The 23,947-nt window shown below is 63.0% G+C and carries 17 protein-coding genes; 10 read left to right on the top strand and 7 right to left on the bottom strand.

Annotation, left to right across the window (positions count from 1 at the left end; genetic code table 11):
* Nucleotides 1–79 precede the first annotated feature (79 nt).
* Nucleotides 80–1,240 carry a glycosyltransferase family 4 protein gene (locus D3D02_RS08690; RefSeq protein ID WP_121569589.1) on the bottom strand — a complete coding sequence of 387 codons (1,161 nt, stop codon included), beginning with the start codon at nt 1,238–1,240 and terminating at the stop codon, nt 80–82.
* A 233-nt stretch (nt 1,241–1,473) separates the two neighbouring features.
* Here D3D02_RS08690 and D3D02_RS08695 point away from each other — a divergent pair, with 233 nt between their 5' ends.
* Nucleotides 1,474–2,793: a polysaccharide deacetylase family protein gene (locus D3D02_RS08695; protein ID WP_121569590.1), complete on the top strand. Its 1,320-nt coding sequence runs from the start codon at nt 1,474–1,476 to the stop codon at nt 2,791–2,793.
* A gap of 135 nt (nt 2,794–2,928) precedes the next feature.
* Here the strand turns inward: D3D02_RS08695 and D3D02_RS08700 are convergent, their stop codons facing one another.
* Nucleotides 2,929–3,975, bottom strand: a complete 1,047-nt coding sequence (locus tag D3D02_RS08700; protein ID WP_121569591.1) for a DUF1616 domain-containing protein — start codon at nt 3,973–3,975, stop codon at nt 2,929–2,931.
* Between the two features lie 309 nt (nt 3,976–4,284).
* On the opposite strand from D3D02_RS08700, the gene D3D02_RS08705 reads away from it, so the two are divergent.
* Nucleotides 4,285–5,247: a glycosyltransferase family 2 protein gene (locus tag D3D02_RS08705; protein ID WP_121569592.1), complete on the top strand. Its 963-nt coding sequence runs from the start codon at nt 4,285–4,287 to the stop codon at nt 5,245–5,247.
* Nucleotides 5,248–5,250: 3 nt separating this feature from the next.
* On the opposite strand, the gene D3D02_RS08710 is transcribed toward D3D02_RS08705, so the two are convergent.
* Complete coding sequence (locus D3D02_RS08710) at nt 5,251–7,014, bottom strand: asparagine synthase-related protein (RefSeq protein WP_121569593.1); 1,764 nt, start codon at nt 7,012–7,014, stop codon at nt 5,251–5,253.
* 169 nt (nt 7,015–7,183) lie between these two features.
* Between D3D02_RS08710 and D3D02_RS08715 the strand changes: the two genes are divergently transcribed.
* The gene (locus tag D3D02_RS08715; RefSeq protein WP_199723045.1) at nt 7,184–8,152 is read left to right on the top strand and encodes a hypothetical protein; all 969 of its coding nucleotides are present in this window, start codon (nt 7,184–7,186) and stop codon (nt 8,150–8,152) included.
* Nucleotides 8,153–8,198: 46 nt separating this feature from the next.
* Here D3D02_RS08715 and D3D02_RS08720 read toward each other — a convergent pair whose 3' ends face one another.
* A complete protein-coding gene (locus D3D02_RS08720) occupies nt 8,199–10,547 on the bottom strand; it encodes a right-handed parallel beta-helix repeat-containing protein (RefSeq protein ID WP_147435591.1) in 2,349 nt (782 codons plus the stop codon).
* Nucleotides 10,548–10,885: 338 nt separating this feature from the next.
* Nucleotides 10,886–12,274, bottom strand: coding sequence for a sulfatase (locus tag D3D02_RS08725; RefSeq protein ID WP_121569595.1), 1,389 nt, complete (start codon nt 12,272–12,274; stop codon nt 10,886–10,888).
* A gap of 164 nt (nt 12,275–12,438) precedes the next feature.
* Between D3D02_RS08725 and D3D02_RS08730 the strand changes: the two genes are divergently transcribed.
* The 3 genes from D3D02_RS08730 to D3D02_RS08740 are packed head-to-tail and all read left to right on the top strand — an operon-like array spanning nt 12,439 to nt 15,744.
* Nucleotides 12,439–13,524, top strand: a complete 1,086-nt coding sequence (locus D3D02_RS08730; RefSeq protein WP_121569596.1) for a DUF354 domain-containing protein — start codon at nt 12,439–12,441, stop codon at nt 13,522–13,524.
* The gene (locus D3D02_RS08735; protein WP_233560623.1) at nt 13,524–14,753 is read left to right on the top strand and encodes an antibiotic ABC transporter permease; all 1,230 of its coding nucleotides are present in this window, start codon (nt 13,524–13,526) and stop codon (nt 14,751–14,753) included. The genes D3D02_RS08730 and D3D02_RS08735 overlap by 1 nt, the downstream gene beginning before the upstream one ends.
* Before the next feature lies 1 nt (nt 14,754).
* Entirely contained in the window at nt 14,755–15,744 is a 990-nt protein-coding gene (locus D3D02_RS08740) for a hypothetical protein (protein ID WP_121569597.1), read from the top strand.
* A 103-nt stretch (nt 15,745–15,847) separates the two neighbouring features.
* Here D3D02_RS08740 and D3D02_RS08745 read toward each other — a convergent pair whose 3' ends face one another.
* Both D3D02_RS08745 and D3D02_RS21165 read right to left on the bottom strand, forming a co-directional pair.
* Nucleotides 15,848–16,666, bottom strand: a complete 819-nt coding sequence (locus tag D3D02_RS08745) for an AAC(3) family N-acetyltransferase (RefSeq protein ID WP_121569598.1) — start codon at nt 16,664–16,666, stop codon at nt 15,848–15,850.
* Complete coding sequence (locus D3D02_RS21165) at nt 16,656–17,381, bottom strand: hypothetical protein (RefSeq protein WP_233560624.1); 726 nt, start codon at nt 17,379–17,381, stop codon at nt 16,656–16,658. Before D3D02_RS21165 ends, D3D02_RS08745 begins: the two co-directional genes overlap by 11 nt.
* A gap of 612 nt (nt 17,382–17,993) precedes the next feature.
* Between D3D02_RS21165 and D3D02_RS08755 the strand changes: the two genes are divergently transcribed.
* From D3D02_RS08755 to D3D02_RS08770, 4 genes are all read left to right on the top strand, one after another.
* Nucleotides 17,994–19,790 carry a hypothetical protein gene (locus D3D02_RS08755; RefSeq protein ID WP_121569600.1) on the top strand — a complete coding sequence of 599 codons (1,797 nt, stop codon included), beginning with the start codon at nt 17,994–17,996 and terminating at the stop codon, nt 19,788–19,790.
* Between the two features lie 62 nt (nt 19,791–19,852).
* Nucleotides 19,853–21,316 (top strand): right-handed parallel beta-helix repeat-containing protein, encoded by a 1,464-nt coding sequence (locus D3D02_RS08760; protein WP_147435592.1) that lies wholly within the window; start codon nt 19,853–19,855, stop codon nt 21,314–21,316.
* A gap of 153 nt (nt 21,317–21,469) precedes the next feature.
* Nucleotides 21,470–22,585 carry a non-hydrolyzing UDP-N-acetylglucosamine 2-epimerase gene (wecB, locus tag D3D02_RS08765; protein ID WP_121569602.1) on the top strand — a complete coding sequence of 372 codons (1,116 nt, stop codon included), beginning with the start codon at nt 21,470–21,472 and terminating at the stop codon, nt 22,583–22,585.
* 351 nt (nt 22,586–22,936) lie between these two features.
* Entirely contained in the window at nt 22,937–23,947 is a 1,011-nt protein-coding gene (locus tag D3D02_RS08770; RefSeq protein WP_121569603.1) for a glycosyltransferase family 2 protein, read from the top strand.

Raw genomic sequence — 23,947 nt, forward strand, 5'->3', positions numbered from 1 at the left:
GGACACACGATCCGGTATGTCTCTCTTTGGTTTAGTTATGTGAGTACTACACGCGTGACTGCGTGACCGTAAGAACAGTCTACTTCGGGCTGGTGACAGTCGGCGACGGCGACCCGCCGGTTCGACCCGCTCCGGGTTGTGACCGTGGCCGAAGACGCTCGTACAACTCCTGGAGTTCGCGGCTGATCCGCGACCACGTGTACTGCTCGCGTACGAGCTCACGGTTCGTCTCGCCCATCTCCCGCCGCAACTGGCCGTCAGTGCGAAGCGTATCCAGCGCGTCGACGAGCGCATCGACGTCGACCGGCGGGATCAGGATGCCGTTCTCGGAGCCGACAACCTCCGGGATCGCCCCGACCTCCGTCGACACGACGGCGTTGCCGCCGGCCATCCCTTCCAAGAGCGAGATCGGTAACCCTTCAGCGTACGTGGGCAGCACGTAGATCGATCCGTTGGTCAACAGCCCGTACTTCCGACTCTCCGAGACGTACCCGTAGTACTCCACGAATTCGTACTCGGTCGCGAGTGCCCGTATCTGCTCGGATTTCGGGCCGTCCCCAGCGACACTCACTCGAAACTCGGGTCCGTCGCGTGCGCTTAAGCGTCGGATCGCGTCGGCGAACTCGGCGACCCCCTTCCGCTCTATGAGGTTGGAGACGTAGACGATGTGTGGATCTTCTGCACGCCCGTCCTCGGAGAACGACGACACGTCGATGGGATTTGGCAGCACCATCGCCTCGTCCAAGTCGGTCTCCGCACAGAGCACCTGCTCCCAGTACGAGGAGAGGACGATCACTTCCGCGGACAGATTCAGCACCCACCCGACGTACCACGAGCGGAGCAGACCAGACGTGCGGAGGAACTCGTCGAAGTCGGAGCCGTGAATGTGGACCACGACCGGTCGCCTCCAGACCAGCGCGCCGAAGACGACGAACACCGATTCTCGGTAAAACGAGAGGTACGATGACGCGTGTACGTGGACGACATCGGGCCGCTCGTAGAACGGAAACTCCAGTACCCTCCTGACGGCCGAAAGCACCGCGAGGAGCAGCCAGCGGTACTTGGCGACGCCACCCTCCGAGAGGACCGCCTTCCCTGGCGGCGAACTCGTGCTGTGCGTCGTGACGTCGACCGAGTCAGCGATGTGCTGGGACTGCCCCCGGATGTACTGAGCGATGCCGCCGGTATCCCGACTGCAGGCCCCGACGACGAGGAGATTAGTTGACACTGCGTCACTCATCGTGCGCTTCTATCTTTTGAGGACGCATTGTTAGCAGGGTCGTACCGGCGGACGCGTCTGCTGATGCTGCCTGCTCGCGCCACTGTCGCGCCGCTTTCACGACCGGCCGCCCGAGACCGACAAACCGGATTTCGACATTGTCTCGCTTTGCACTTCCCGGTAGTATATACCCCCATCGCCGTGAGAAGGCGCAGTATTACAATCACCGATGCTACTGATAAGACGACAACAAAATGACAGACGAGACGAAAGAGCGGGTGCGCCGTGCGGGGGCACAGTTGGAGCGGTCGCGCGGGACCATCTCTCGCCGCGCGCTTCTCACGACGGTCGCCGGGAGTTCGCTGCTCGGGGCTGCCGGGTGTGTCGGCCGCAAAGAGTCGCCCCAGGTAGAGCGCGGCGCGGACCACGACGGTGCCGACGCGTCGGACTCGACTCTGACGCCGGAACCTTCCCGCGTGGAACTCGGCTCCGACTCTTTCGAGCGGCTGTCCGACCTCGAGGTCACGGATGGCGAACTGTACGCCAACAGCGAGCGGCACGTTACGGGCACACAGTGTGCCGAACTCCACACTGGAGCGGACGGAGCCTGGCTCCACGTTCCACTGGACGAACCGATGGACTTTCGCAACGCTCGCCCCGCGTGCTACGTCGCGATCGACGGCAGCGCTCCGGGGACGTATCCGTACATCGACCTTCAGGACCGCGAGGGCAACCGCCTCCGGACGCGCGCCGTCTCTCGCAGTCGCGGCGCGTTGGTTCGGCTCGATTTCGGGCTGTTGGATCCGCAGGTCGACGACGCCCCCGTCGATCTGGCGCACATTACCCGTGTCTCGTTTCGAATGGCACCGGGCGATGAGTCCGGAACCGAGAAGCTCTTTCTCGACTGTCCTGTCCGCGTCTCCGCCCCGGAGACTCCAAAGGTCGCGTTTATGTTCGACGACGGCAACGAAACCGACTACACGAAAGCGCTTCCGTATCTCGCACAGCACGACTACCCGGCGATCACGTACGTCAATCCCAGCACGATCGGAACCGAAGGTAAACTGACCGAATCACAGCTACGAGAACTACAGGCAGAGGGGTGGCTCGTCGGTTCGCACACGACGGACCACCTGAACCTCCGTGAGCTATCCGATCCGGCAGAGGTCGAAGCGCAGGTCCGGAGCGCGAAGCAGTGGCTCCTCGAACGGGGGTTCACCGAAGGCGCTCGACACTTCGCGTACCCCTACGGCGGCGTCGACGAACAGGCGCTCGAAATAGTCTCTACGGTCCACGACAGCGGACGGGTCGGCGGGTGGCAGCCCATCGCGCGCCCGTCGAACCCGCAGTTGATCCCCGGTGAGGGTGAGCCGACTCCGACAGAAGCCCGGCAGCTCTTAGATCAGACGATCGCGTACGGTGGCGTTCTCTCGCTGTTTTTCCACGGGCTCTCGACTGACGCGGGGCTCGACGAGTTCCAGGGCGTCGTCGACGAGGTTCACCGGCGAGAGCAGGCCGGTGAGATCGAGGTGGTCCGCGTGGACGAACTCGTTGCGGCGGCCGAGAACGGGTGACGTCGCCGCTGGAAGCCGCACCGCACGATCACACTGCAACCGCTCTGTTCGCCGACTAACCACGGTTCTCCAACGTAGCCCACTCGCCGAGTAACTATGCCTCGCCGACTACTCACGCCTCGCCGACTTACCACGCTACTCCTGTGCGACCGGTGTCACGGTCGCGTCTGCCTGCTTCCCGCCGATTGAGAGCGTCAGATATCGGTACGCGTTGTCCATTCTCGGCTGTGCCGGTGGTTCGCCGCGGTAGATGAGGTAGACGACTCGCGTCCGCTCGCCGGCGTACCCTGGCGGCGGGGCGATCTCGTGTTCGTACTCCCACGTCTCGCCGTCGGACAGTTGCTCCTGTGCGGTCAGATGCTGCTCGCGAGCCAGGACGGACGGGTCGTCGCCGGCGGTGAGCCGCTGTAACTGCACGACGACGGAGTATTCCACAGTCGCCTGCTCGTCGTTGCTCACGGCGAGTACCAACTGCTCTCGCTGTCCTGGCTCGATCGTCGCCGGATAGCCGCTCGCGACTAACTCTCCCGACGGTGCCCGCGTGAGTAGCGACGCTTCCGTCGATTCGGACTCAGCACTCGGCGCCGTTACGGCCAGCGCGAAACTGCCCACTGCGGCAGCGACCACGATGACCAACGCCGCTGAGAGTGCAACGCTTCTCGTCGACTGTGTACCAGTGTTCCGTCCCCCGTCGACGAACGCCGCCACCGAGGGTATTGGCGGCTGGTATCGGACCGATTGTGGGTACTGCCACCGTCGTCCGATACCGGCACCGAGGGTAACCAATGTGAGGACGGCGACGGCACCGAGAGCCGTCACAGCAGTGATTTCGACCCCGAGTGACGACAGCAGCAGCCCGAGGAGGGGCAAGAGCGTCACGCTCACGCCGAACGACAACCCGGCCCGCTCCCAGTGTCCGATACCGCTGGTCCCGTCGTGCTCACCGGTGCTGTTGGCCGCCGAGAGTTGCGTTGTGGGGCCCGACGGCTGTTCGGAACGCGTCGGAAACAGCAGCGTCGTGAGCGCGTACCCCGGGAGCAGAAACAGCGTCGGCAACGCGATGAGCAGCCGGATTCGATCAGGGACGGGCGCGACGACACCCACGCCCGCGACGACGAGCAGCGCGAGCGCTACGTAGACATCGACGAGCTGTCGGGTGCCGGATCGTCGCTCCGCGTTCATCGCCGTTCCCCCTTCGTGTTCTGATACCGTCGGACGTACGTTCGGGCCTGATCTCGGCTCCCGTGAGCGCCGAATATCGGCACGGAGCGACGTCCGACAGTATGCCTCCCATCGGATCGAAGTAGATCGACCATCGACTCGCGGGCTCTTGCCCGCGTACGTGTATTGTTATAGCTCTCCTACGGTAGTCTCCCCACGTCGCACGCGGCGTCGCCGTCAGATCCTCTTGTGTCGTTATCGCCGTGTTCGCCGCCTTCGACTCCCGAAATACGATGTATAACAAAGACGGTTCTGGCCGAGAAGTCGACGATGGTCCTCGCTGAAACGACCCCGCTGGTGAGCGTCGTCATTCCGACGTACGGTCGCCCCGACTACCTCCCCGAGGCCGTTCGATGCGTCGCCGAACAGACGCACGAACGCGTCGAACTGGTGGTCGTCGACGATCACTCCCCGGAGCCGATCGAACCCGCCGTGGCCGATGTCGACGTCGACGGGCTCGCGCGTGCGGAGGTCGTTCGCCACGAGGAAAACAGGGGTGCGAACGCCGCCCGATGTACCGGAATCTCCCGGTCTGTGGGCGAGTTCGTCGCGTTCCTCGACGACGACGACCTCTGGGATCCGAGATACCTCGAACGGGTCGCAGACAGGTTCGAAGAGGGCGGCTCCGACGTCGGTGTCGTACTCGTCGGGGCCCGCGTCGTCGACGACGACGGTGAGCGTATTGGATCAGTCACGCCGGCCGCCGACGGTCGCGTGACCGAAGCGATCCTCCGGGGGACGGTTCAGGCGGGGTCGTTTTCGCGGTTCGTCGTCCGGCGCTCGATAGTCGATGCGGCCGGGGTCCCCGACGACCGGCTCCCGAGTTTACAGGACAAAGAGTGGCACATCCGGTTGTCGACGCAGTGCCGCTACGCGTCAGTCCCCGAGCCGCTCGTCACTCGTCGGTACACGTCACACGATCAGATCACGGACGACTACGAAGCCAAGCGTGACGTTTCGGTTCCACTCCTCCTCCGGAAACACCGTGATCTCGCAGCGGAGTACGGGCGCGATACCGAACGGCGGTTCGTCGCGTCGCTCACCCGTACCCTGGGCTTCTCTGCGCTCCGAAACGGCTACTACAGATCCGCTCTCAAACACTTCCTCGCGGCGCTCGGACGCGACCCGACCGATGCGACGTCGTATCTGTACCTGCTCGTCGCACTGGGTGGGCCGATGACGTACAAGCCAGCGCAACACGTCCGGCGAGCCGTTCGTAATTCCCGGACGTAGCCGCTATTCGAGGTGTTGCTGTAGCCAGGACTCCACAGTGCTCACAGCCGCGAGCGGGCCGAGGTTGTTGGCTTCTCCAGCGTCGTGGGCTCGTCGCAGCGTCTGGATAGTGTCGGCGTCGAAAACCGGCCGTGTCGCGGCGTCGTCTAAGAGTCCGTCGACGAGGGCCCGTAGCCGATCGTTGCTCTCGTACCAGCGGCTCTGCATCCGTCGCCCCCCGTAGGCCGTCTTACCGAGAAGCCGTTTTGACCCCGTGTCGGCGACGAATCCCACGGTGTGCAGCCAGTGTGGATACGACGGCGGGAACTTCGTCCGCTCGTAGGGGATGTCCGAAAGGCCGTCGTCAAGCGCCCGCGTGAACTCGAACTTCCCCTTCGCCGCCCCTGCCGGAATCTTCCCGCCGGTGAAGGGGATCGCCCGCTCCCGGTACGAGAGCGGGAGGTCCGTCGCTGCCGTCAGGAACTCACCATCGACCAGCGGGACGCGACTTCCCACTTGGCTCCGGGCGATGCGGTTGCTCGCGAATTCCCCACGAGCGACGTAGTTACGGTAGTACGCAGTGAGCGCTGTCTCGGCTGGGTCGGTCGACGGCGCGTCCGCGACGACCGTGCGGTAGGTCGCCATCGGATCGACGTCGGGTGCGAGCACCGACTGTACCGTCGCCCGATCCGTCTGATGCTTCGCGTGGTAGAGCACCTCCTCGGGCATCTCGTGCTGTCCGAGGAGCGTCTGGCCGATCCCGGCACCCATCAGCGTCCCCTGGCCGCAGCCTTCGAGGATCAGATCCGTCGGCTCGTCGATGTTGAACACGGCCGTCAGGTTGAGAAACGTCCGCCACGTGAGCATCCCGCCCGTCAGCGAGACGGCCGTCTCGAACACGTCGACGAATCGATCCGGAGTGAGCGGGACGAGCTCGTTCTCGGCGCCGACCCGATCGGCTATCCGTTTCGCGATCTCGATGTTGCCGCCGCCGGCGGGGTTCGCGTCGTAGGTGTAGGTGACCAGTGAACTGAGGTTCCGTGAGAGTTCGCTCGCCATCGTCCGACTGTCGAGTCCGCCTGACAACCAGAGCCCGACGGACCCGTCCATCGTGGCCGACGTGTCCGCCATCGCACGCCGGTAGGCGTTCACGATCGGCGTGAACGGGTCCTTCTTCGGGCTGACGTCGACGTCCAACTGCCAGTACGCTTCGGTGGAGACGATCCCCTCCTGGGACTCGAGGACCGTCGCCGGCGGGAGTGTTGAGACCTCCTCGACGAGCGTCTTCTCGCCCCAGACTTGGCCCAGCATCACCATATCGCTCACGCCTTGGACGTCTACTGTCGGATCTTCAACGCCAGCGAGCGGGGATGCGGCGTTCGATCCGAACGCGAAGCCGTCTTCGACTGCGTAATAGCAGGGCCGCGCCCCGAGTTTGTCGGTCGCGACGAGTAATCGCTCTGCTCTGTCGTCGACGGCGGCCAGCAGGAACGGCCCGTCGAGTCGACGGAGCGTTTCGGCGGGCGCCTCGAACACGCGCGCGAACAGGCGTTCGTACCGGCCGTCGAACGCGTCCAGGTTCGTGATCGCACCGTGGATCACGCCAGCGCGTCGACCGTCCTGCCAGCAGTGCCAGCCGCCGGGGTCCTTCGTGCCGTGATGGACGATCGCGAGCCCGTAGTCTCCGGCTTCCACTCGGTCCGTCTCGTACCACGGCTCCTGGTGAACCGGTGCGAGAAGCGCTGAGAGCGACGGGCCATCCGGACCGACCCCGACGATTCCGGTCATCGATCCCCCTCTGCGGGTACACACTGCAAACTGTCCGGCACGATACCCATAGCTGTGTCTCTAAAGCCGACCGACGTGGATTGTTATATCCTGGCTACATTCTGTCTCCTCCCACAGCGGTCTCCGCTACCGTGGGTATAACAATATCCAGCAGACACCACAAGCGGGTATGTACGGACTGCACCAGGTCCGCCAGGTGATTCGGGAGCCGTCGCTCGCCGTCCGTGAGGCAAACCGGCTGTATCACACTCGTTTGGGACGGCGGCGAGGACCGCCTGGAGGCGTCGATATCTTCGAGGAAGACTGGGATAGTCTCGTCATTCTCGACGCGTGCCGCTACGACATTTTCGCTCAGCGTTCACTCCCGGGTCGCCTCGAATCGCGGATCTCGAAGGGCTCTCACACGAGCGAGTTTCTGGCTGCCAACTTCGCCGGGCGGGACCTTCGAGACACGGTCTATGTGACCGCGAGCCCGATGTATTACCGCAAGCGGGACGCGCTCCAGACGAGGTTTCACGACGTGGTGAACGTCTGGCGCGACGTCGGCTGGCACGAGGACTTTCGAACGGTGCTCCCGGAGACGATGGCCGACTACACCGTCCAGGCCGCCGAGACGTACCCGAACAAACGAATCGTCGCGCATTTTCTCCAGCCGCACTATCCATTCATCGGGTCGACAGGACGCAAACACTTCGACCTCGATAAACTGAATTTCGCCTGGAGTGACGTCAAGCGCGGCACGTTCGGTGTCTCTGACGACGTCCTCTGGGAGGCGTTTCGAGAAAACCTAGACGTCGCCCTTCCGCACGTCCGACGACTCCTCGGGGATCTCTCCGGTCGAACGGTCGTGACCGCGGACCACGGACAGATGATCGGCGAGCGAGCCTCACCCCTGCCGATCCGCGAGTACGGGCACCCGCCGGGCATCTACACGGACGAACTCGTGCGCGTACCCTGGCTCGTCTCCGACAACGGCGAGCGGAAGACGATCGTTGACGGTGGCGCTACCGCAGCCGACGCAGACGTTAGCGAAGAGGTCGTCCGGGACCGACTGGAGAGTCTCGGATACGTTCATACTGTCGGACAGCAGTTCGTGAATCATTCTGGCCCCCACGGGGTGCCGACACTTTTCACATAGCTCTGTCCGACAGTATCAGTAGCGGGCGCGCACCGCGACCGTCGGACTATCCGTCGTTGTCCGAGATGGAGACCGACGCGTCGCCGTTGATCGATAGGCTAGTGATCTCCCCGGAGTACCGATAGCCGTCGACGCCCTGGGAGATGTATCCGTTGACCGTTCCATCGGAGGTCGAGTCGGTCAGCGAGTCGATCGTGGTCGAACCCGTTCCCGAACTCAGCTTGTCGCTCCGAACCACGTCGCCCGAGACGCTGAAACTGTAGGTGGTCGCCCCGGCGCCGTCCCCGTCGATCGTGATCGTGTTCGGGAGCTTCGTGGCGTCGTCGGTCGACTCGTCGGTTTGTTCGTCCGTCTCTTCGTCTGTCTGCTCGTCCGTTTCCTCGTCGGTCTGCTCGGTCGCCGGATCGTAGGTCGCCGGATCGATCTGCTTCCCGTTGAGGTACATCGAGCCGTCGCCTTCGAGCAGCTCGATCGATTCGACCGATCCAGAGAACTGGATGGCGTCCATCTCGTCTGTGGCCCACCCTTCGAGCGTCCCGTCGGAGACGGTGTCGTACTCGCTCAGCGACGTCCCGAGGGCGGGGTGGTCGGCGATTTCGCCGGTCACGCTGACCCGGTAGTTCTTCGTGCTCCCGTTGCCCGGAATCTGTAGGGTCGAGGGGAACTCGCCGCTCGTGCTCAGCGTCGCAGGATCGATCTGCTGACCGTTGACAGACACCTTTGCCTCTCCTTCGAGGAACTCGATGCGCTGGAGCGGCCCGGAGAACTGGTAGGTGTCTGCTACTCCTTCGGAGGTGATCCAGCCATTGACGGAGGACTCGGAGACTTCATCCCACGCTTCGACGTCGTCCGTCGCTTCGAGTTGGCCGCCGACGGCGAACTCGTAGTTCGTCTTCGTGCCGGTCCCGGTGACGGTCAGCTCGTTCGTCGGCGTCGTGGTGGTCGTGTCGCTCTCCGTTTCCTCTTCTTCGGTCGACTCCGCCGGTGCGTCGGTGTCGGGGATCGTACAGCTGTCCCGGGAGACGCTCTCGTCGACGTCGACGCCGGAGACGGGACTGGAGATACAGCCGCTTTGCATCGTGGCCGGCCGGTCGTTGACCGTAACCTCGCCGCTGCCGGAGAACTGGCTCTTCCGGATGTCGATCGACTGGTCGGGTGCGGCCTTCCACCAGCGGGGTTCGCCGCGTGCGAAGATGGGCTCGACTTCGCTATTCTCCGAGCGGAACCGGCTGTTGACGATTTCGATCGGTCCGGCGTTGCCGTCGGCAAACAGGAGCCGACCGCGGTCGGGGCCGGACTTGTACATAAACTCACAGTCCTCGATGCGAATCGGCCCGGGCGTCGTCTCGTTCGTCTCACAGACCACGCCGTGGGGGTTGATGAACTCGCCCCCGTTGTCCGGGTCCGCGTTCTCGGTGTCGACGACGAACGTACAGTTCTGAATGGTGTTTTGGTTCCCGTCGCCGCCGCCGATCCGGATCGACGTCTGATTGTTATTCCTGAACAGACAGTTCTCGTAGTGGACCGTCCCGGAAGTCCGGGAGGCGTATACGGCGTTCGTGCCGGTGTTTTCGATGTGGGAGTTCCGGATGACGAGCTCGCCTTCGTGACGGTCGCCGAGCCAGATACAGCTATCGTTGGAGTTGCCGTCGAGGTGGCCGTGCGAGACGATGTCCGTCGGGCCCGTTCGCACCAGACCATCGATGACCGCGCGGCCGTTCGGATCCAGCGCCATCGGCACGACGTTGATCTTCGAGCCATCCGCGTGAACGGGATTGAACCCGACGAACTCTACGTCCTGGACGCGGATCTTGTCCTCGCCACGGAGGACGATTCCGAGCCCCCCGTCGTCTTCAGCGCTGTAGTCGAAGGTGACGTTCTCGACGAGCTGTCCCGAGCCGCCGTTGGTCTTGGTCAGATACCGTCCCTCGCCAGGCGTCGTCACGAACCGCACGTCCGAGGGACTGCTTCCCAGACCACGGATGCCCCAGTTGTCCGGCGAGCCGAAGTCCAGCTGGCCGTCGAAGTAGTAGGTCCCAGCCGGGAACTCCACGAGCGTGTCCCCGCTTGCCAGCGCGTCTTCCAACGTCGAGTCGATCGGATCGTTGCCGTTCGGATCCAGGCCGAGGTCGTCGACTGCATCGACGACAGTACTGAATTGGATCCCGTACCGTTCCGTCGCCGCTGCCGCGCCGCCAACGAACGCCGACGACCCCGCGGCGAGCATCGCCGCCCCCGCTTTGAGGCAATTACGCCGATTAAGGAGTCCCTTACTGGAGGTTTCAGACCGCATACTCGGCGTTTCGTCATCTAAGCCGGCCGATTCTTCCTGCTCCGCAAATTCACTCGTAGATGCCACAGTAGGATCTGCCTTCTCACCACTAGTGTCGTCCATTGCTTCGTCGGGATCAGTAGGAGATATCTAATTAACCGTACCGACCAGTAGGATTCTCTTAGCAACCGTATGATTGTTCTTTACCTAGGTCTCACTTTGTTTGGTTGAGCTTTGAGCATACACCAAGAGATCTCAGCCAGAAAAGAGGCGTTTTGCTGGCCTGCGCGCCACTCTTAGCAGGTGTGGTAATAGTTACCTACTATGTCGGCTACGATTGTAGTACAATCCTGCTAGTAGTAGTGTAGTATTACTAACTGATGTGGGAGAAACCAGACGTTCCGACTGGATGTCGAGACCTGTCGGGCCGCTACGCCGCGGTACTTCCCCCGGTCGAACGGCTAGAAGTACCCGAGATCTTCCAGTTGCCGTCGCATCTGCGCTGAGAACTCTGCGCGGTCCGTACTCTCCTCACGCGCGTGTTCGGCGAGCCACTCGTCTGTTACCTGACGAAAGCGCTCGGTGATCGCCGGTTCGCTCTCCGCACGATCGACCGTCTCGTCAGGGAGGACGAACAGGTCTTCCTGACCGTTGCACCGCTGATATCGATAGTCGGCCGTCCGAACGCTCGTGAGGTTGCCCGGACAGAAGTGCGATCCACTCTCGGGATCGTGATCCCGGATCTGGTCGATCTTCTTTCGAGCCCGCTTCCCGCCGCGCTGGGTGACGGCGACGGCCCGTTCGCCAGCCGAAACGTCCTGTCCTGCCGGCACGGAAAGCGAGAGTTCACACCGATTCGAGATCGTCTTCAGAACGTCGGCGGGCTGTACGAGGCGGTCTCCTCCGTCGAGCCCCTCGAGGCCGGAAATTACCAGCGGGACGTTCGTCACGGCAGTGTTCGCGACGAGCATATGTGCGAGACACCCTTCTTCCCCGAGCAACTCTCCGTGGTCGGCCGTGACGACGACGATGGGATCGTCGAGGTACGATCGCGCGGTGTCGACGATCGTGCCAGCGAGGGAGTCTACGTACCGGATCGCGGTGTCGTAGAGGACTTCGATCGCGTTCCACTCGGCGTCGGAGAACGGCAGTCCGGCCGCCATCTGTTCGATCAGCCGGTCCGACATCTCCATCGCGACCGACAGGGACGCAGCGAGATCTAACTGGAGGTCGTCGACGAACGCTTCCCGCCACCCTTTCGGCGGATAGTAGGGATGGTGGCTGTCTCCGATGTGCACGTACAGAAAGAGGGGGTCATCCTCGTCAGCCCGCTGTCGTATGTGTCGGGTCGCGATCTCGGCGACGAGATACCCGATACTGTGCTTTTTGGTGTCCATCGTCAGGCCGGCGGAGTGGTGATGAATCTGTCGCAGATACCGGACCATCGACCGCAGCCCCGCTTCTTCGAGTAGCGTGCCCCGCGTGAGGTAGTGGAAGTCGTCGAACCCGCGGTCGAGGCCGGTCGCCTCGCTCACCTGCGCGATTGGCGACACAGCTGCCGTCCGGTACCCCCGGTCCGAAAGCTGTTCGGGGACGGTCTTGATGTCCGCTGGTAGCTTCGAGTCGAACGACAGCACGCCGTGGCTGGCGGGTGCGCTGCCAGTGAGCATCGATGCGCTGGACGTTCGCGTCCAGATCCCGTGAGCGAAGCAGTTCGAGAACGCCGCACTGTCGCTCCGCGCTGCGAGCCGGCGCACGTTCGGCGTCGTGTCGCGCTCGTGGCCGCTGAGGGAGGTGTGATCCTGACGGACACTCTCCAAGGTGATCCAGATGATATCCCGGCGCGGCATCGTGTGGGCGCACGCGATCTATACGGTTAATTCATTACCAATTACCCCCGACTGCGCCCGATTACAGAGGCTACTATTCGCCGGTATCGACCGCTGATTTGGCCGCTGCCGGGTAATCTCGGCATAACAAAGTCGATACGCTGGGCTGTATCGATTCACCTGTAATGAACACGATCAGTCGCCCCGAGAGCCTGGATCGAACGCGCGCCACGGTTCCCGTCTGGGTCGATCTGGTGAGCCCTTCGCACCCCTTCTTCTTCGCCGCGCTGATGGATCGCCTCGACGGCGTCGCTCTCGACGTCACCGTTCGTGAGAAGGGCGAGACGGTCCCGCTGGCCCGGGAGGTCGGATTCGACTTCCGGGTCGTCGGTCGAGACTTCGACCACGAGACCCTGCGAAAGGTCGGGATTCCGCTTCGAACGGGACAACTCGGCCTCGAAGCCCCTGACGCCGCCGTCGCGCTTTCGGCTCGGAACGCGATGTCCGTGCTCGCTGCCAGGGCCAACGGCATCCCGAGCATCCACTACACCGACAACGACATCACCGCCTACGTCGACGGCCTGTGGGCCGAACAGCTCTACAACCGCCTGGAGGCGCTGGCGACCCACAACGTCGTACCGGCCGCGTTCGAACGCGACGAACTCGAACAGTGGCCTGCGAGCGGGGCCGTACACACCTACGACGGGATCAAAGAGGACGTCTACGTCGCCGACTTCGAACCAGAGCCGGATTTCACTGACAGATTCCCGTTCGAGACGTTCGTCGTGATCAGGCCCGAGGCTCTCACGGCCGCGTACGTCGACGTCGAAGCGTCGATCGTTCCCGACCTGCTAGAGGGGTTCGTAGACCGTGACATCCCGGTCGTCTATCTCCCTCGCGGCCGCGGCGACGAGGAATTCGCGGACCCCTACGACCGAAGCGAGGTGTTCGTCCCCGAGAATCCGCTCAACGGCCTCGATCTGGCCTGGAACGCTCGGTGTATGCTGACCGGCTCCGGCACGATGGCCCGCGAGGCCGCCAGTCTCGGCACGCCGGCGGTCTCGTTCTTCCCGAACGAACTGCTCTCTGTCGACCGCCACCTCGTCGAAGAGGGCCGGATCTTCCACTCGCGGCACCCCGACGACATCGTCGCGTACGTCACCGGCCTCGACGCCGCCGACGCGGTGCCCGATACGAGCCGCGCCGAGCGCGTTCAAGAGGAGGTCGCTCGGCTCACGGCTCGGCTCATTAACTCGGAGGTCGACGCCTGATGAGCGAACCATTGCACGCGGACTCGCGAATCGAGGCTCGGCCGGCCGAAGGGGATCTCTCTGACCGGGACGCGTATCTCCAACAGGTGATGCTCGACGCACTCTCGTATGCCCGCCAGCGCAACTACACCGGCTACGACTACTTCGACGGGATGAGCAGCCGCCTTCTCCGGGCGCTTCCTGTCGAGAACAAGTGGCTCAACATCGCCGTCCAAGAGAGCATCAAACGCGCCCCAGTAAACGTTCGGCCGCTGTTCCTCGTCGAACAGCGTCGCAATTTCAAGGGGTCTGCGTTGTTTACGATGGCCAACGAGACCGCCTACCAGCTCACCGGAGACCGGACGTATCTCGATCAGGCCCGTCACCTCGCCGACTGGCTCGTCGACGAGCAAAGCGAGGACTTCGCCGGGTTCTGCGGCGGGCACCGCCACCAGATGCAACAGCTCCGGGAACTGCGTCCGGCGAACACGCCGAACGTAGTCCCTACCTCCTACGGCGTGAAGTCGTTGCTTCGGATGGCGACCTACGACGACGACTACGGTGAGACCGCACACACCGCCGAACGCTTTGTGGTAGACGAACTGGACTACACGGAACTCGACGGTGGGGCGCGGATCGTCTACCAGCCGCTGTTCGACGGCGACTTCTACACGCTCAACGGCGGGGCGGTCGGTGCTCGCCTGCTCGTGGACCTGTACGATCACTTCGGGGCGGACCGACACCTCAACCGGGCACGCCAGTTACTGGACTACATCGCGACAAAGCAGGCCGCTGTCGGCGGCTGGGCCTACCGCGACCCCCCGTCCGCGTCGCATCTCTCGATGGACAACCACCACAACGGCTTCATCGTCGAGTCTTACCAGCGGTATCACGAAGTCGCTGGCGACCAACGGTACGAGGAGACGCTCGACCGCGCACTGTCTTTCTACCGCGACCTGCTGTTCGAGGCTGACGGCGCGCCGAACTGGGACGAGCGGAGGTCCTATCCGCGGGACATTCACGCCGCGACACAGGGGATCATCGTCTTCTCGAAGGCGGGCGACTTCGAGTTCGTCCGCCGAATCGTCGACTGGGTGCTCGCGAACCTCTACGCCGGTGAGGGGCAGTTTTACTACCAGCAGCGGCGCTTCTACACCAAGCGCTTCACGCTGATGCGGTGGTGTCAAGCGTGGATGGCGTACGCGCTGTCTGTGTACTTCGAGGAGCGATACGGCGGAGGGGGGACGTAATATGGATCGCTCAGTACTCCTGCGGAACCTCCGAAAGCACTGGAACGACGCTGGCTGGTGGCGCGACGTTGCTGTCCCCTTTGCGGTGCGAACCGCCTTCGTTCAGCCATACTTCAGATACGTCGCCGACGACAGGGGAACCGACGTGATGGCCGAGGACTGGGACACGCTGGTCATCCTCGATGCCTGTCGGTACGATATGTTCGCAGCGACGAACCCGCTGGAGGGCGATCTGCAGACCCGCCGTTCCCGAGGCTCCAACACCGCGGAATTCCTCCGACGCAACTTCGAGGGCCACTCGTTCGAGGACACAGTCTACGTCACCGCGAACCCGCAGGTGAACGTCAACCTCGACGACCCCTTCTACGAGACGATTTCGGTGTGGCAACGCGCGTGGGACGACGACCTGAACACCGTGTTACCGGAGACGATGGTCGAGGCGACGATCGAGGCCCACGAGACGTACCCGAAAAAGCGCATCATCAGCCACTTCGTCCAACCACATTATCCGTTCGTCGGCGAACTGGGTCAGTCGCTCTTAGACGAGCAGGCCGGCATCGAGTTCTCGAAGCGGCAGGCGACGGGCGAGGCCGCCGAGAGCGACCACTACAACGTCTGGGATCTGCTGAAACGCGGCGTCGTCGACGAGACAGCGATCTGGGACGCGTATCGGGAGAACCTCGAACTCACCTTCCCACACGTCGAGCGCCTCCTCGCGGCGGTCTCGGGACGGACGGTCGTGACCGCCGACCACGGCAATCTCGTGGGCGAAGTCCCCGAACCCTTCCCGATTCCATTCCGGATGTACGGCCACCCGCCCGGGGTGTACGCCGACGCGCTCGTCACAGTGCCGTGGCTAGTCGTCGAAGCCGACGTGCGCCGAGACATCGTTGCCGGCGACGCGAGCGGGACTGCCGAGGATGCGCCTGAAACTGACGGAGACGACGAGGAAGCCGAAGATCGGCTTCGAGCCCTCGGGTATCTCTCGTAACCGCCGCTCGATCGGCCGTCTCATAATGATTACTCTCGTCTCTTACCGCCGACCATCGCCACCGGGAGTGGCGCTCGGCGGTACACAGTGAGAGTAATCACTATCAGAGTGTGACGAGATAGTACGGATCGTCCCGCAGTTTGTCTCCGATCACGTCTTCGACGTCCCCCAGAGTGAAGAACAGCACCTGGAGCCCGTTCAGATCGTAGGCGTCCAGTACGCCGGCTTCGGCCAGTTCCCGTTGTATCTTCGGTTTGTTCCACGAATAGTACTTCGAGACGTACTGCCCACAGGTCTGGCTGATCGGCTCGCACGCCGACTCGGGGCCGCACTGCACTCCTTCGTACGTTCTGTCGGTCATATAGGGGACGTCGAACTCGTGCTCGAAGTAGTGCAGATGCGAGCACGTGATCCAGGGCACGCCGACGTCCATCACGAGGACGTCGTCGTCGACGAGCTTCGCGAAGCACCCATCGGGATGATACGAGTCGTCGTGGACGCACTCCTCGAATCGGTACGGTCCGTCGACGAGGATCGACTTGATGGCGTCGTCCGTTCGGTACTCGGCGTCCCTCAAGAATAGCTTGCTGAACATCCCGTGCTTGGGCCGCGAGTGTTCCTTGTGATAGACCCCGGACATTTTGAAATAGTCGGTGAACCCCGGAGCGAGGACGCTCTCGAAATTCGCTTCGACCTTCGAGAGAAGGAACTCGTACGGATTCGTGTCGAACGCATTCTTGATGTCGCTCAATCCGACGTGGAGAAAGACCTGATTCTCACCGCTGGCGTGAGTCCGCAGAATCTCCTCGAACGTCCTCTCTGACACCGCCGAGACTGACCGGCGCTGATTCCGTTGTTTCAGCACCTGATGCTTGATGAGGTTCGCAGCCCAGCTTGTCGTTCGTAGCGGATCAGAGCGCATACTCTGTCACCTCCGTTTCGAACCACGACGGCGGGATGCTGAGAATCGTTCCGTGGTCTCGTGTCGTATTGAACGGATTGAGCAACAGTCCGAGATCGGGGTCCCAGCTGATGAACACGTAGGCGTTCGTCGTCGGGATCGACGACACGTATTCACCGATCGGCGTCGACCGCTCGAACTGCGCGATCCGGTGCCAACGTCCGTACCCCGTGCGATCGGACGCAGCGAGTACTTCGACGGTCTTCGGATTCTGCCGTCGCGCGCCCGGCGGTGCGGTGCTATCGAGCCCAGTCGTGGCTGCTGTCGAGAGCACGACCCAGGTCTCTTTACCCCGCTCGACGGTTTCAGCGTAGAACACCGGCGCGTCAACGGTCGCCACGACGTCTGGCTCCGGTGTGCCGTCCGATTCTGTGGCCCGTATTGCGTCACGATCCAAGCGCAGGATTTCGACGCGATCGGTGTAGGGACAGTCCATCCCCCAGAATACCGCGTCCGGAGTGAACGCGAGCTCGACGGCGCGCCACCGCTGACTCCCACGACCGACGGGCCGGAACTCCTCGCTCTCGAATCTCCCGATCGCGCTTTCGCCGTCCGTGTCGCCGGTCGTCCCCCACAGGTCGCCGGAATAGGGGTCACGAAACACGCCGTGGAAGTGTCGCACGTCGGTTCGGCTCACGAACGGCGACCATGTAGCCCCATCTTCGCTGACCAGCACGCGAGCAGGTTCCCCACCGAGTGGATACTCAGCGAGATATACGCGGCCGTTGTGTCGGCACACAGACGTCGGTAGCACTCCCATCGGCCCCGCAGAGGCCGGCAACGAGTGGACCCGACTCCAGGACTGTCCACGGTCGGTCGACAGATAGACGCCGTCGCTATTCGTGGCGAGCAACCGACCAGCGCCGATCGGCCACAGATTCGCGAGTGTCACGTGACCAGTGACGTGACTCAGGAGTCGCCTCGTCGGCCGCGCATTCAGCAGTACCTGCGCGGGAGAGTGACTTCCGGGGACACGTCCCCGACGGTCGAACCCACTCTGTGGACGCCACTGGCCGACGTCGAGTCCAGCAGTGACGTACACTCGACCGTCGTCTACGCCGCCGAGTTTCATCGCGCCACGATTGCGGACACGCCGTATTAAGTACCGACTGGATAACTGGCGCGCCGCTCACGTCCGGTCGCTGCTGCGGTCGTTTACGCGATTGCAGGTCGTCGGACAGTCGCGGACGACGAGGCGTAACCACTCCTCTACTAGCGTTCTGTCTCCGACGACGACGGAAGTACCCTGGTTATAACTAAACCCGTCGAACTGGAACGGAGGAAGCATATGGGTACGAGCGGAGGGCCAGACGCGGCAATACGTCGTAAGATCGCCTTACTGATCGGCTACCTTGGGCTCACGGGCGCACTCGTCGGTGTCTCTTTGGACCGCGCCACCCAGTACGAAGTGTCGATCTACGCGGCGACGACGCCGCTGTTCTGGGCCGGTGTCGCTGTCGCAACTGTCGTTGGCGTCGCCGTCTCGATCGTCTCCTACCGCGACCGGTACGGCGGCTTCGCCCTGTTCCTCGTGAGTCTCGCGATGGTGAGCGTCTTCGCGTTGCCGTCGCTCCGTGGGTACTACTTCTTCGGACACGGCGACTCACTGATCCATCTCGGGTGGGCGAAAGACATCGCCGACGGGCTGTTAGTCCCGACCGACCTGTTGTACCCCGCGTCGCACCTGATTTCGGTCCTGATCAGTGCGACGACGGGGATCGAGATCCGGCAGTCGATGCTGCTCGTAACGCTCGTGTTCAAGCTCCTGTTCGTCGTGTTCGTCCCGCTTAGTCTCTACGTCCTGTATCGTGACCGACGGATCGTGTTCTTCGGCGTCGTTTCGGCGCTGTTGCTCCTTCCAGTCAATCAGGTCAGTGTGCACGAACACTTCCATCCGTTCTCGATGACGGTGTTCTTCACACCGTTCTTCTACTACCTGGTCTTCGCTCACATCACGGGACACCACACCGACAGCGTCCTGCCCGATCGACTCTCTCCGACGGCGCTCGTCCTCCCGCTGGTCTCGACGACGCTCGTCCTCTTGCACCCCCAGGCCGCATTCGACGTGCTCTTGGTCTTGGCTACGATCGTCGGCGTTCGGTTCGTCTACCGACGATGGAAACCCGAACACTCGGTCAGTGAGTTCCGTGGGGTGTACGGACAACTGCTCGTGCTCGCTCTCGTGTTCGCCTTCTGGGCCAGTCAGTTCGAGAACACTGTCCGGGTTTTCGAGAGTATGGTGACCGGGATCCAAAATGCGATCGCCGGAACGGGGGAGACGGCCGAGATCGTTCAACAGCGGGGAGAGTCATCTTCGGCAGTCGGCGCGAGCCTCTTCGAGCTGTTCGTGAAACTGTTCGGCGTTTCGCTGGTGTACTCGCTTCTCACCGTCGGCCTCGTTTTGACCCGGTTCTGGGGAAACCTCACTGAACCAGTCCGCCGTGGCGACGGCGTCGTCGTCTACTTCGCGTACAGCGGCCTCGTCTTCTCGCCGTACCTCGCGGTCCACTTCCTCGGCGACATCGACGCGTATCTCTTCCGGCAGGTCGGGTTCGCGATGGCAGTCGTCACGCTCCTCGGTGCACTCGCGCTGTTCTTGCTATCGAACGACGACCTCGGCTCTGTCGTCCCGTTCGACCTTCGTCCCGTTCTCGGGACGGCGACCGTCATCGCGCTGGTCCTCTCGCTGTTAGTCGTCTTCTCGTCGCCGTACATCTTCCTCCCGAACAGCCAGGTCACCGAAACAGAGATGGAGGGGTATCAGACACTGATCGAACACCAAGACGACGACGTCCCGATTCTGGGCGTCCGCGTCGGCCCGTACCGGTTCGTCGAAGCGCTCCAGTACGAGGAGGGCGACGTCCCACTCGGTGATTCGCCCAACGGCACCGTGTTCGGCGGGCAGTTGGGAGGCTACTACGACGGTGACCGGTATCTCGCATACAGCGCGTACGACCGACAGAGCGAGACGGAGGTGTATCGCGGGCTCCGATACTCCAGCACGGAGTTCCGGCAGGTGGGAGCCGCCCCCACCACGCACCGGATCCAGACGAACGGTGACGTCACCGTGTACTACCTCGACTGACCAGATCACAGACCGATAGGACACTCATAACGTTAAGATCACAATGTGGAGGGAGTAGTACGGTGAACCGTCGTAACCTCATCAAACGGAGCGCGGCCCTGGCGGGTATCGGAGCGCTCGCCGGCTGTAACTTCGGGGCTGGCCAATCGGACAGGAAGCCAGCGGACGACGGATCAGAGACTCCTGGCGGGACTTCCACGACCCCAGAGGGGGCGGGGCGGTCACGCTATGGGATCTCGTTCGGGAACGTCGTCGATGCGGTCGCGGACCTCGGGATGGACCCCGAGGGAAACGAACCGATCGACGACGCGCTCGCGTCGACGCTCGATCGGGGTGACACGCTCGTCGAGTTCCCACCGGGGACCTACTACTTCGCCGAGGAGCACCGCGTCGACTCGGTGACGAACTGGGGCATCCGCGGCCTCGGAGACGAGCCCGGGGACGTGCGATTCGTCACGACGCCCGGCGAGGGCCGATATCTCGTCCGCACCGACGGGGGACTCGGCCAACTGGTCGAGAACATCACTCTCGACTACAGTGCCGAACGGAAGGGGAGCACGGGCCTCGTGCTCCGTGCGGACGACAAGATCCGCGTGCAAGACGTCGAATACGTTGGGTACAACCCGCAACACGGCGACGGATCGAAGATCAGCCTCGTACCGATGGCTCTCAAACCGGACGGGAGAGCCGTCGTGGACGGACTGGTCCGCACGGGCCCGACGGACATCGTCTCGCACGGCCACCTCGACGGCAACTCCAACGACAGTTGCATCTGGCTGGGGAACCGACATAAGGGAGAGCTCGTCATCCGGAACTCCCACATCGAAAACACCGGCACGAACGCCATCTACGCCTCTCGAACCCCCGGACCAGTGAAGATACTCGACAGCAGGTTCCGCAACAACAACCAGACATCGCTCCGTATCGGCGGCAGCGGGGCACTCGTTCGCAACTGTCAGTTCGTCATCGATATCGAGAACGCCCACCCCGACAGCAACGACTTCATCAATCCCCACTCGATCGTCTGGGAGACTGGTGAACTCGGCCAGGCTGGCGGTCGAATCGAACAGTGCTCGTTCACCTGCCGGAGCGCGCCACAGCAGACGATGGCGGCCGTGTGGGTCGACGGGTCTGCCGGCGCGTTCGAGATTCGCGATTGCGAGTTCGACATTCAGGCCGACGGCGTTCAGGCGATCCGTATCGACGACCCGCGGGATCCCCGACTCGGCGCAGTCCCCGAAAAACCGTGGCGGGCGACGCTTCGAAACGTCTCCGCGATCGGTTCTTCCTACGCCGAACCGGCTATCCAACTGACGGGCCGCCCTCAATCGCAGTTCGTGGGGCTCTACGTCGACTGGTCGCCGTACCCTCACGGAATCCTCCTCTTGAACACCGAGGAGGTCCTCTTCGAGAACAGTACGATCCAGACGATGGGTTCCGAAATCATCACGATGGACGCGACCTGTCACGCTCCCAAGGGGACGTCCCTGAGCACGTGTTCGGTCGCGAGTCGCAACTCCTCGTAGCGGCCGGACGGTGGTTTCTCACCCGACGGGTTCGTATAGAAGCCCCTTCCGGCCACAAGGAGTCAATAACGAAACCAGTTCACGGGTATCGTCGTCTATGGCACGGACGACCACGAGCGCGACGCAAACGATGACGCGGCGTGAGGTGGCGCGATGACCGACACGGAACTCGCGTTCGTTCTCGGGACCAGACCTGAGATCATCAAACTCGCCCCGGTTCTCAAAGAGTGTGACCGGCGTGGGCTGTCGACGCACGTCGTCCACACGGGACAGCACTACTCCGACTCTCTAGACGAGATCTTCTTCGAACAATTGGACCTTGACCCCCCGGACGTGAATTTGGCCGTCGGCTCCGGCACGCACGGCGAACAGACCGGTGAGATGCTTGCAGCCGTCGAAGCGGAACTGCTCGAACACGAACCTTCGGTCGTCCTGGTGCAAGGGGACACGAACTCGACGCTGGCGGGCGCACTCGCGGGCGCGAAGCTGAATATCGAGGTCGGCCACATCGAGGCCGGTCTCCGGAGCTTCGATCGAGGGATGCCCGAGGAGACGAATCGGGTCGTCGTCGATCACGTCTCGGATCACCTCTTTCCCCCAACGACGGAAATGGCCGCGTTGCTGCGGAAGGAGGGGCTCCCCGACAGTCGCATTACTGTCACCGGAAACACCGTCGTCGACGCGATCACGGCGTACGACGGCGTCGCAGCCGAGACGAGCGAGGTGCTCTCGGAACTCGATCTCCAACCGGGTGGGTTCGCGCTGCTGACTGCGCACCGCGCCGAGACGGTCGACGACCGCGAGAGTTTCGCGAACGTCCTCGACGGGGTCGCCCGTGCGGCCGATCGACTCGACTTAGAGGTCGTCTACCCGATTCACCCACGGGCCCGGGACCGACTCGAGACGTTCGGCATCACGGTCCCGAACGGCATTCGCACGGTCGATCCGCTCGGCTTCATCGATTTCCTCCGTCTGGAGAGCACCGCCGCCCTCGCTTTCACGGACTCCGGAGGCGTCCAGGAGGAGACGTGCGTCCTCGGGACGCCGTGCGTCACGCTTCGATACGGCACCGAGCGGCCCGAGACGGCGTTTGCGGGGGCCAACGTCATCGCGGGTCACGACCCCGCCGACATCGTCGACGCCGCGTCGCTGATGCACGGGAAAGTCGGCGCGTGGGACCCGCCCTTCGGCGACGGACAGGCGGCCGGGCGCATCGTCGACACGCTGTCGCTGACACGACCTGCTCGGGTCGCCGACGAGGCCGACTGATCTATCGTCGCATTTGCAACTGATATCTTCTGAGCGCGAGGCAGCCTTCGGTCAGGTGTATGAAGACTCGTTGCGATTCTATCCTCGCAGACGCGTCTATCAGTCAAATACTGGAGCAGTCTAGACCCGCTTGACGTGTTTGGCGCTCTATACTCACGTTCCCCGCGTCGATAGGAAGTAGCTATACGTTACCGCGGGTGTCTCGCGTGTTCCCAAGCAGCACACGCTCAACATAACAAAACCCGAACGGTGTGTGACTCCGTCTGCGATGGGACACTATTCCTCTCTCACGAGTGGTCGGCGGGCGCAATCCGCTGTGGATACCAGTCCTGACTCGAGGCTCGTCTGACGATGTACAAGCAACACACCGTCGGCGTCGTCGTGCCCGCCTACAACGAGGAAGGGCTCGTCGGCGACGTCCTTGAGACGATGCCAGCGATCGTCGACCGAGTCTACGTGTTCGACGACTGTTCGAGCGACGGCACGTGGGCGGAGATCCAGCGGGCGAGCGCTCGCCTGAACGCGTCGCGATCGAGCCACGTCGGCGACGGCCGCGAGGAGTTCGTGATCACCGAACGTCACGAGGAGAACCGGGGGCGCGGCAGGTGTGTCAAGGACGGCTACCGCCGCGCGCTGGCCGACGGTCTCGACGTCGTTGCCGTCGTCGACGGCGACGGGCAGATGGATCCTGACGAACTCCATCGCATCCTCGATCCCGTCGTCGACGGCCGCGCCGACTACGCGAAAGGGACCCGGCTGAAGAACCGCGGCGACACGAACGGAATGTCTCGCTGGCGCCTGTTCGGGAACGTGGTGCTGTCCTTCCTGACGAACCTCTCCAGCGGATACTGGGGTCTCGTCGACTCACAGAACGGCTATACGGCGATCTCCCAGCAGGTACTCCGCGAGCTTCCGATCGAGAAGCTCTACGACAGATACGGGTTCCTCAACGACATCCTCACCGAACTCAACGTCCACGGGTTCACGATCGCCGAGGTCCCGCACCCCGCCGTCTACGGTGACGAGGAGAGCAACATCCGGTATACGACGTTCGTGCCCTTCGTCTCGCTGCTGTTGCTCTGGAACTTCCTCTATCGGATCCAGAAACGGTATCTAGTCCGGAACTTCCACCCGGTCGTCCTCTGCTATACGGTCGGCATCACCGGACTTATGCTCGGTGCGGTTGGCGGAATCACGGGGTTGCTCACGCAGACTCCTGCCGTCTCTCCGGTTACTGTGCCTGCTGTCGGAGGGTTCGGTATCTTGCTGTTCCTGCTGGCTATCGTGCTGGACATCCAGCAGAACTCGCGGCTCACCTACCAGTCCGAGCCGCACCCGGAACCGAACCGCCAGCGTCAGTGA

It is taken from the genome of Halobellus sp. Atlit-38R, from assembly GCF_003665925.1.
GTDB classification, from domain to species: domain Archaea; phylum Halobacteriota; class Halobacteria; order Halobacteriales; family Haloferacaceae; genus Haloquadratum; species Haloquadratum inordinatus.

What these genes read in the sequence shown, in the direction of transcription:
- D3D02_RS08690 (WP_121569589.1), bottom strand. Translation starts at nt 1,240, where the DNA reads ATGAGTGACGCAGTGTCAACTAATCTCCTCGTCGTCGGGGCCTGCAGT.
- D3D02_RS08695 (WP_121569590.1), top strand. Translation starts at nt 1,474, where the DNA reads ATGACAGACGAGACGAAAGAGCGGGTGCGCCGTGCGGGGGCACAGTTG.
- D3D02_RS08700 (WP_121569591.1), bottom strand. Translation starts at nt 3,975, where the DNA reads ATGAACGCGGAGCGACGATCCGGCACCCGACAGCTCGTCGATGTCTAC.
- D3D02_RS08705 (WP_121569592.1), top strand. Translation starts at nt 4,285, where the DNA reads ATGGTCCTCGCTGAAACGACCCCGCTGGTGAGCGTCGTCATTCCGACG.
- D3D02_RS08710 (WP_121569593.1), bottom strand. Translation starts at nt 7,014, where the DNA reads ATGACCGGAATCGTCGGGGTCGGTCCGGATGGCCCGTCGCTCTCAGCG.
- D3D02_RS08715 (WP_199723045.1), top strand. Translation starts at nt 7,184, where the DNA reads ATGTACGGACTGCACCAGGTCCGCCAGGTGATTCGGGAGCCGTCGCTC.
- D3D02_RS08720 (WP_147435591.1), bottom strand. Translation starts at nt 10,547, where the DNA reads ATGGACGACACTAGTGGTGAGAAGGCAGATCCTACTGTGGCATCTACG.
- D3D02_RS08725 (WP_121569595.1), bottom strand. Translation starts at nt 12,274, where the DNA reads ATGCCGCGCCGGGATATCATCTGGATCACCTTGGAGAGTGTCCGTCAG.
- D3D02_RS08730 (WP_121569596.1), top strand. Translation starts at nt 12,439, where the DNA reads ATGAACACGATCAGTCGCCCCGAGAGCCTGGATCGAACGCGCGCCACG.
- D3D02_RS08735 (WP_233560623.1), top strand. Translation starts at nt 13,524, where the DNA reads ATGAGCGAACCATTGCACGCGGACTCGCGAATCGAGGCTCGGCCGGCC.
- D3D02_RS08740 (WP_121569597.1), top strand. Translation starts at nt 14,755, where the DNA reads ATGGATCGCTCAGTACTCCTGCGGAACCTCCGAAAGCACTGGAACGAC.
- D3D02_RS08745 (WP_121569598.1), bottom strand. Translation starts at nt 16,666, where the DNA reads ATGCGCTCTGATCCGCTACGAACGACAAGCTGGGCTGCGAACCTCATC.
- D3D02_RS08755 (WP_121569600.1), top strand. Translation starts at nt 17,994, where the DNA reads ATGGGTACGAGCGGAGGGCCAGACGCGGCAATACGTCGTAAGATCGCC.
- wecB (WP_121569602.1), top strand. Translation starts at nt 21,470, where the DNA reads ATGACCGACACGGAACTCGCGTTCGTTCTCGGGACCAGACCTGAGATC.
- D3D02_RS08770 (WP_121569603.1), top strand. Translation starts at nt 22,937, where the DNA reads ATGTACAAGCAACACACCGTCGGCGTCGTCGTGCCCGCCTACAACGAG.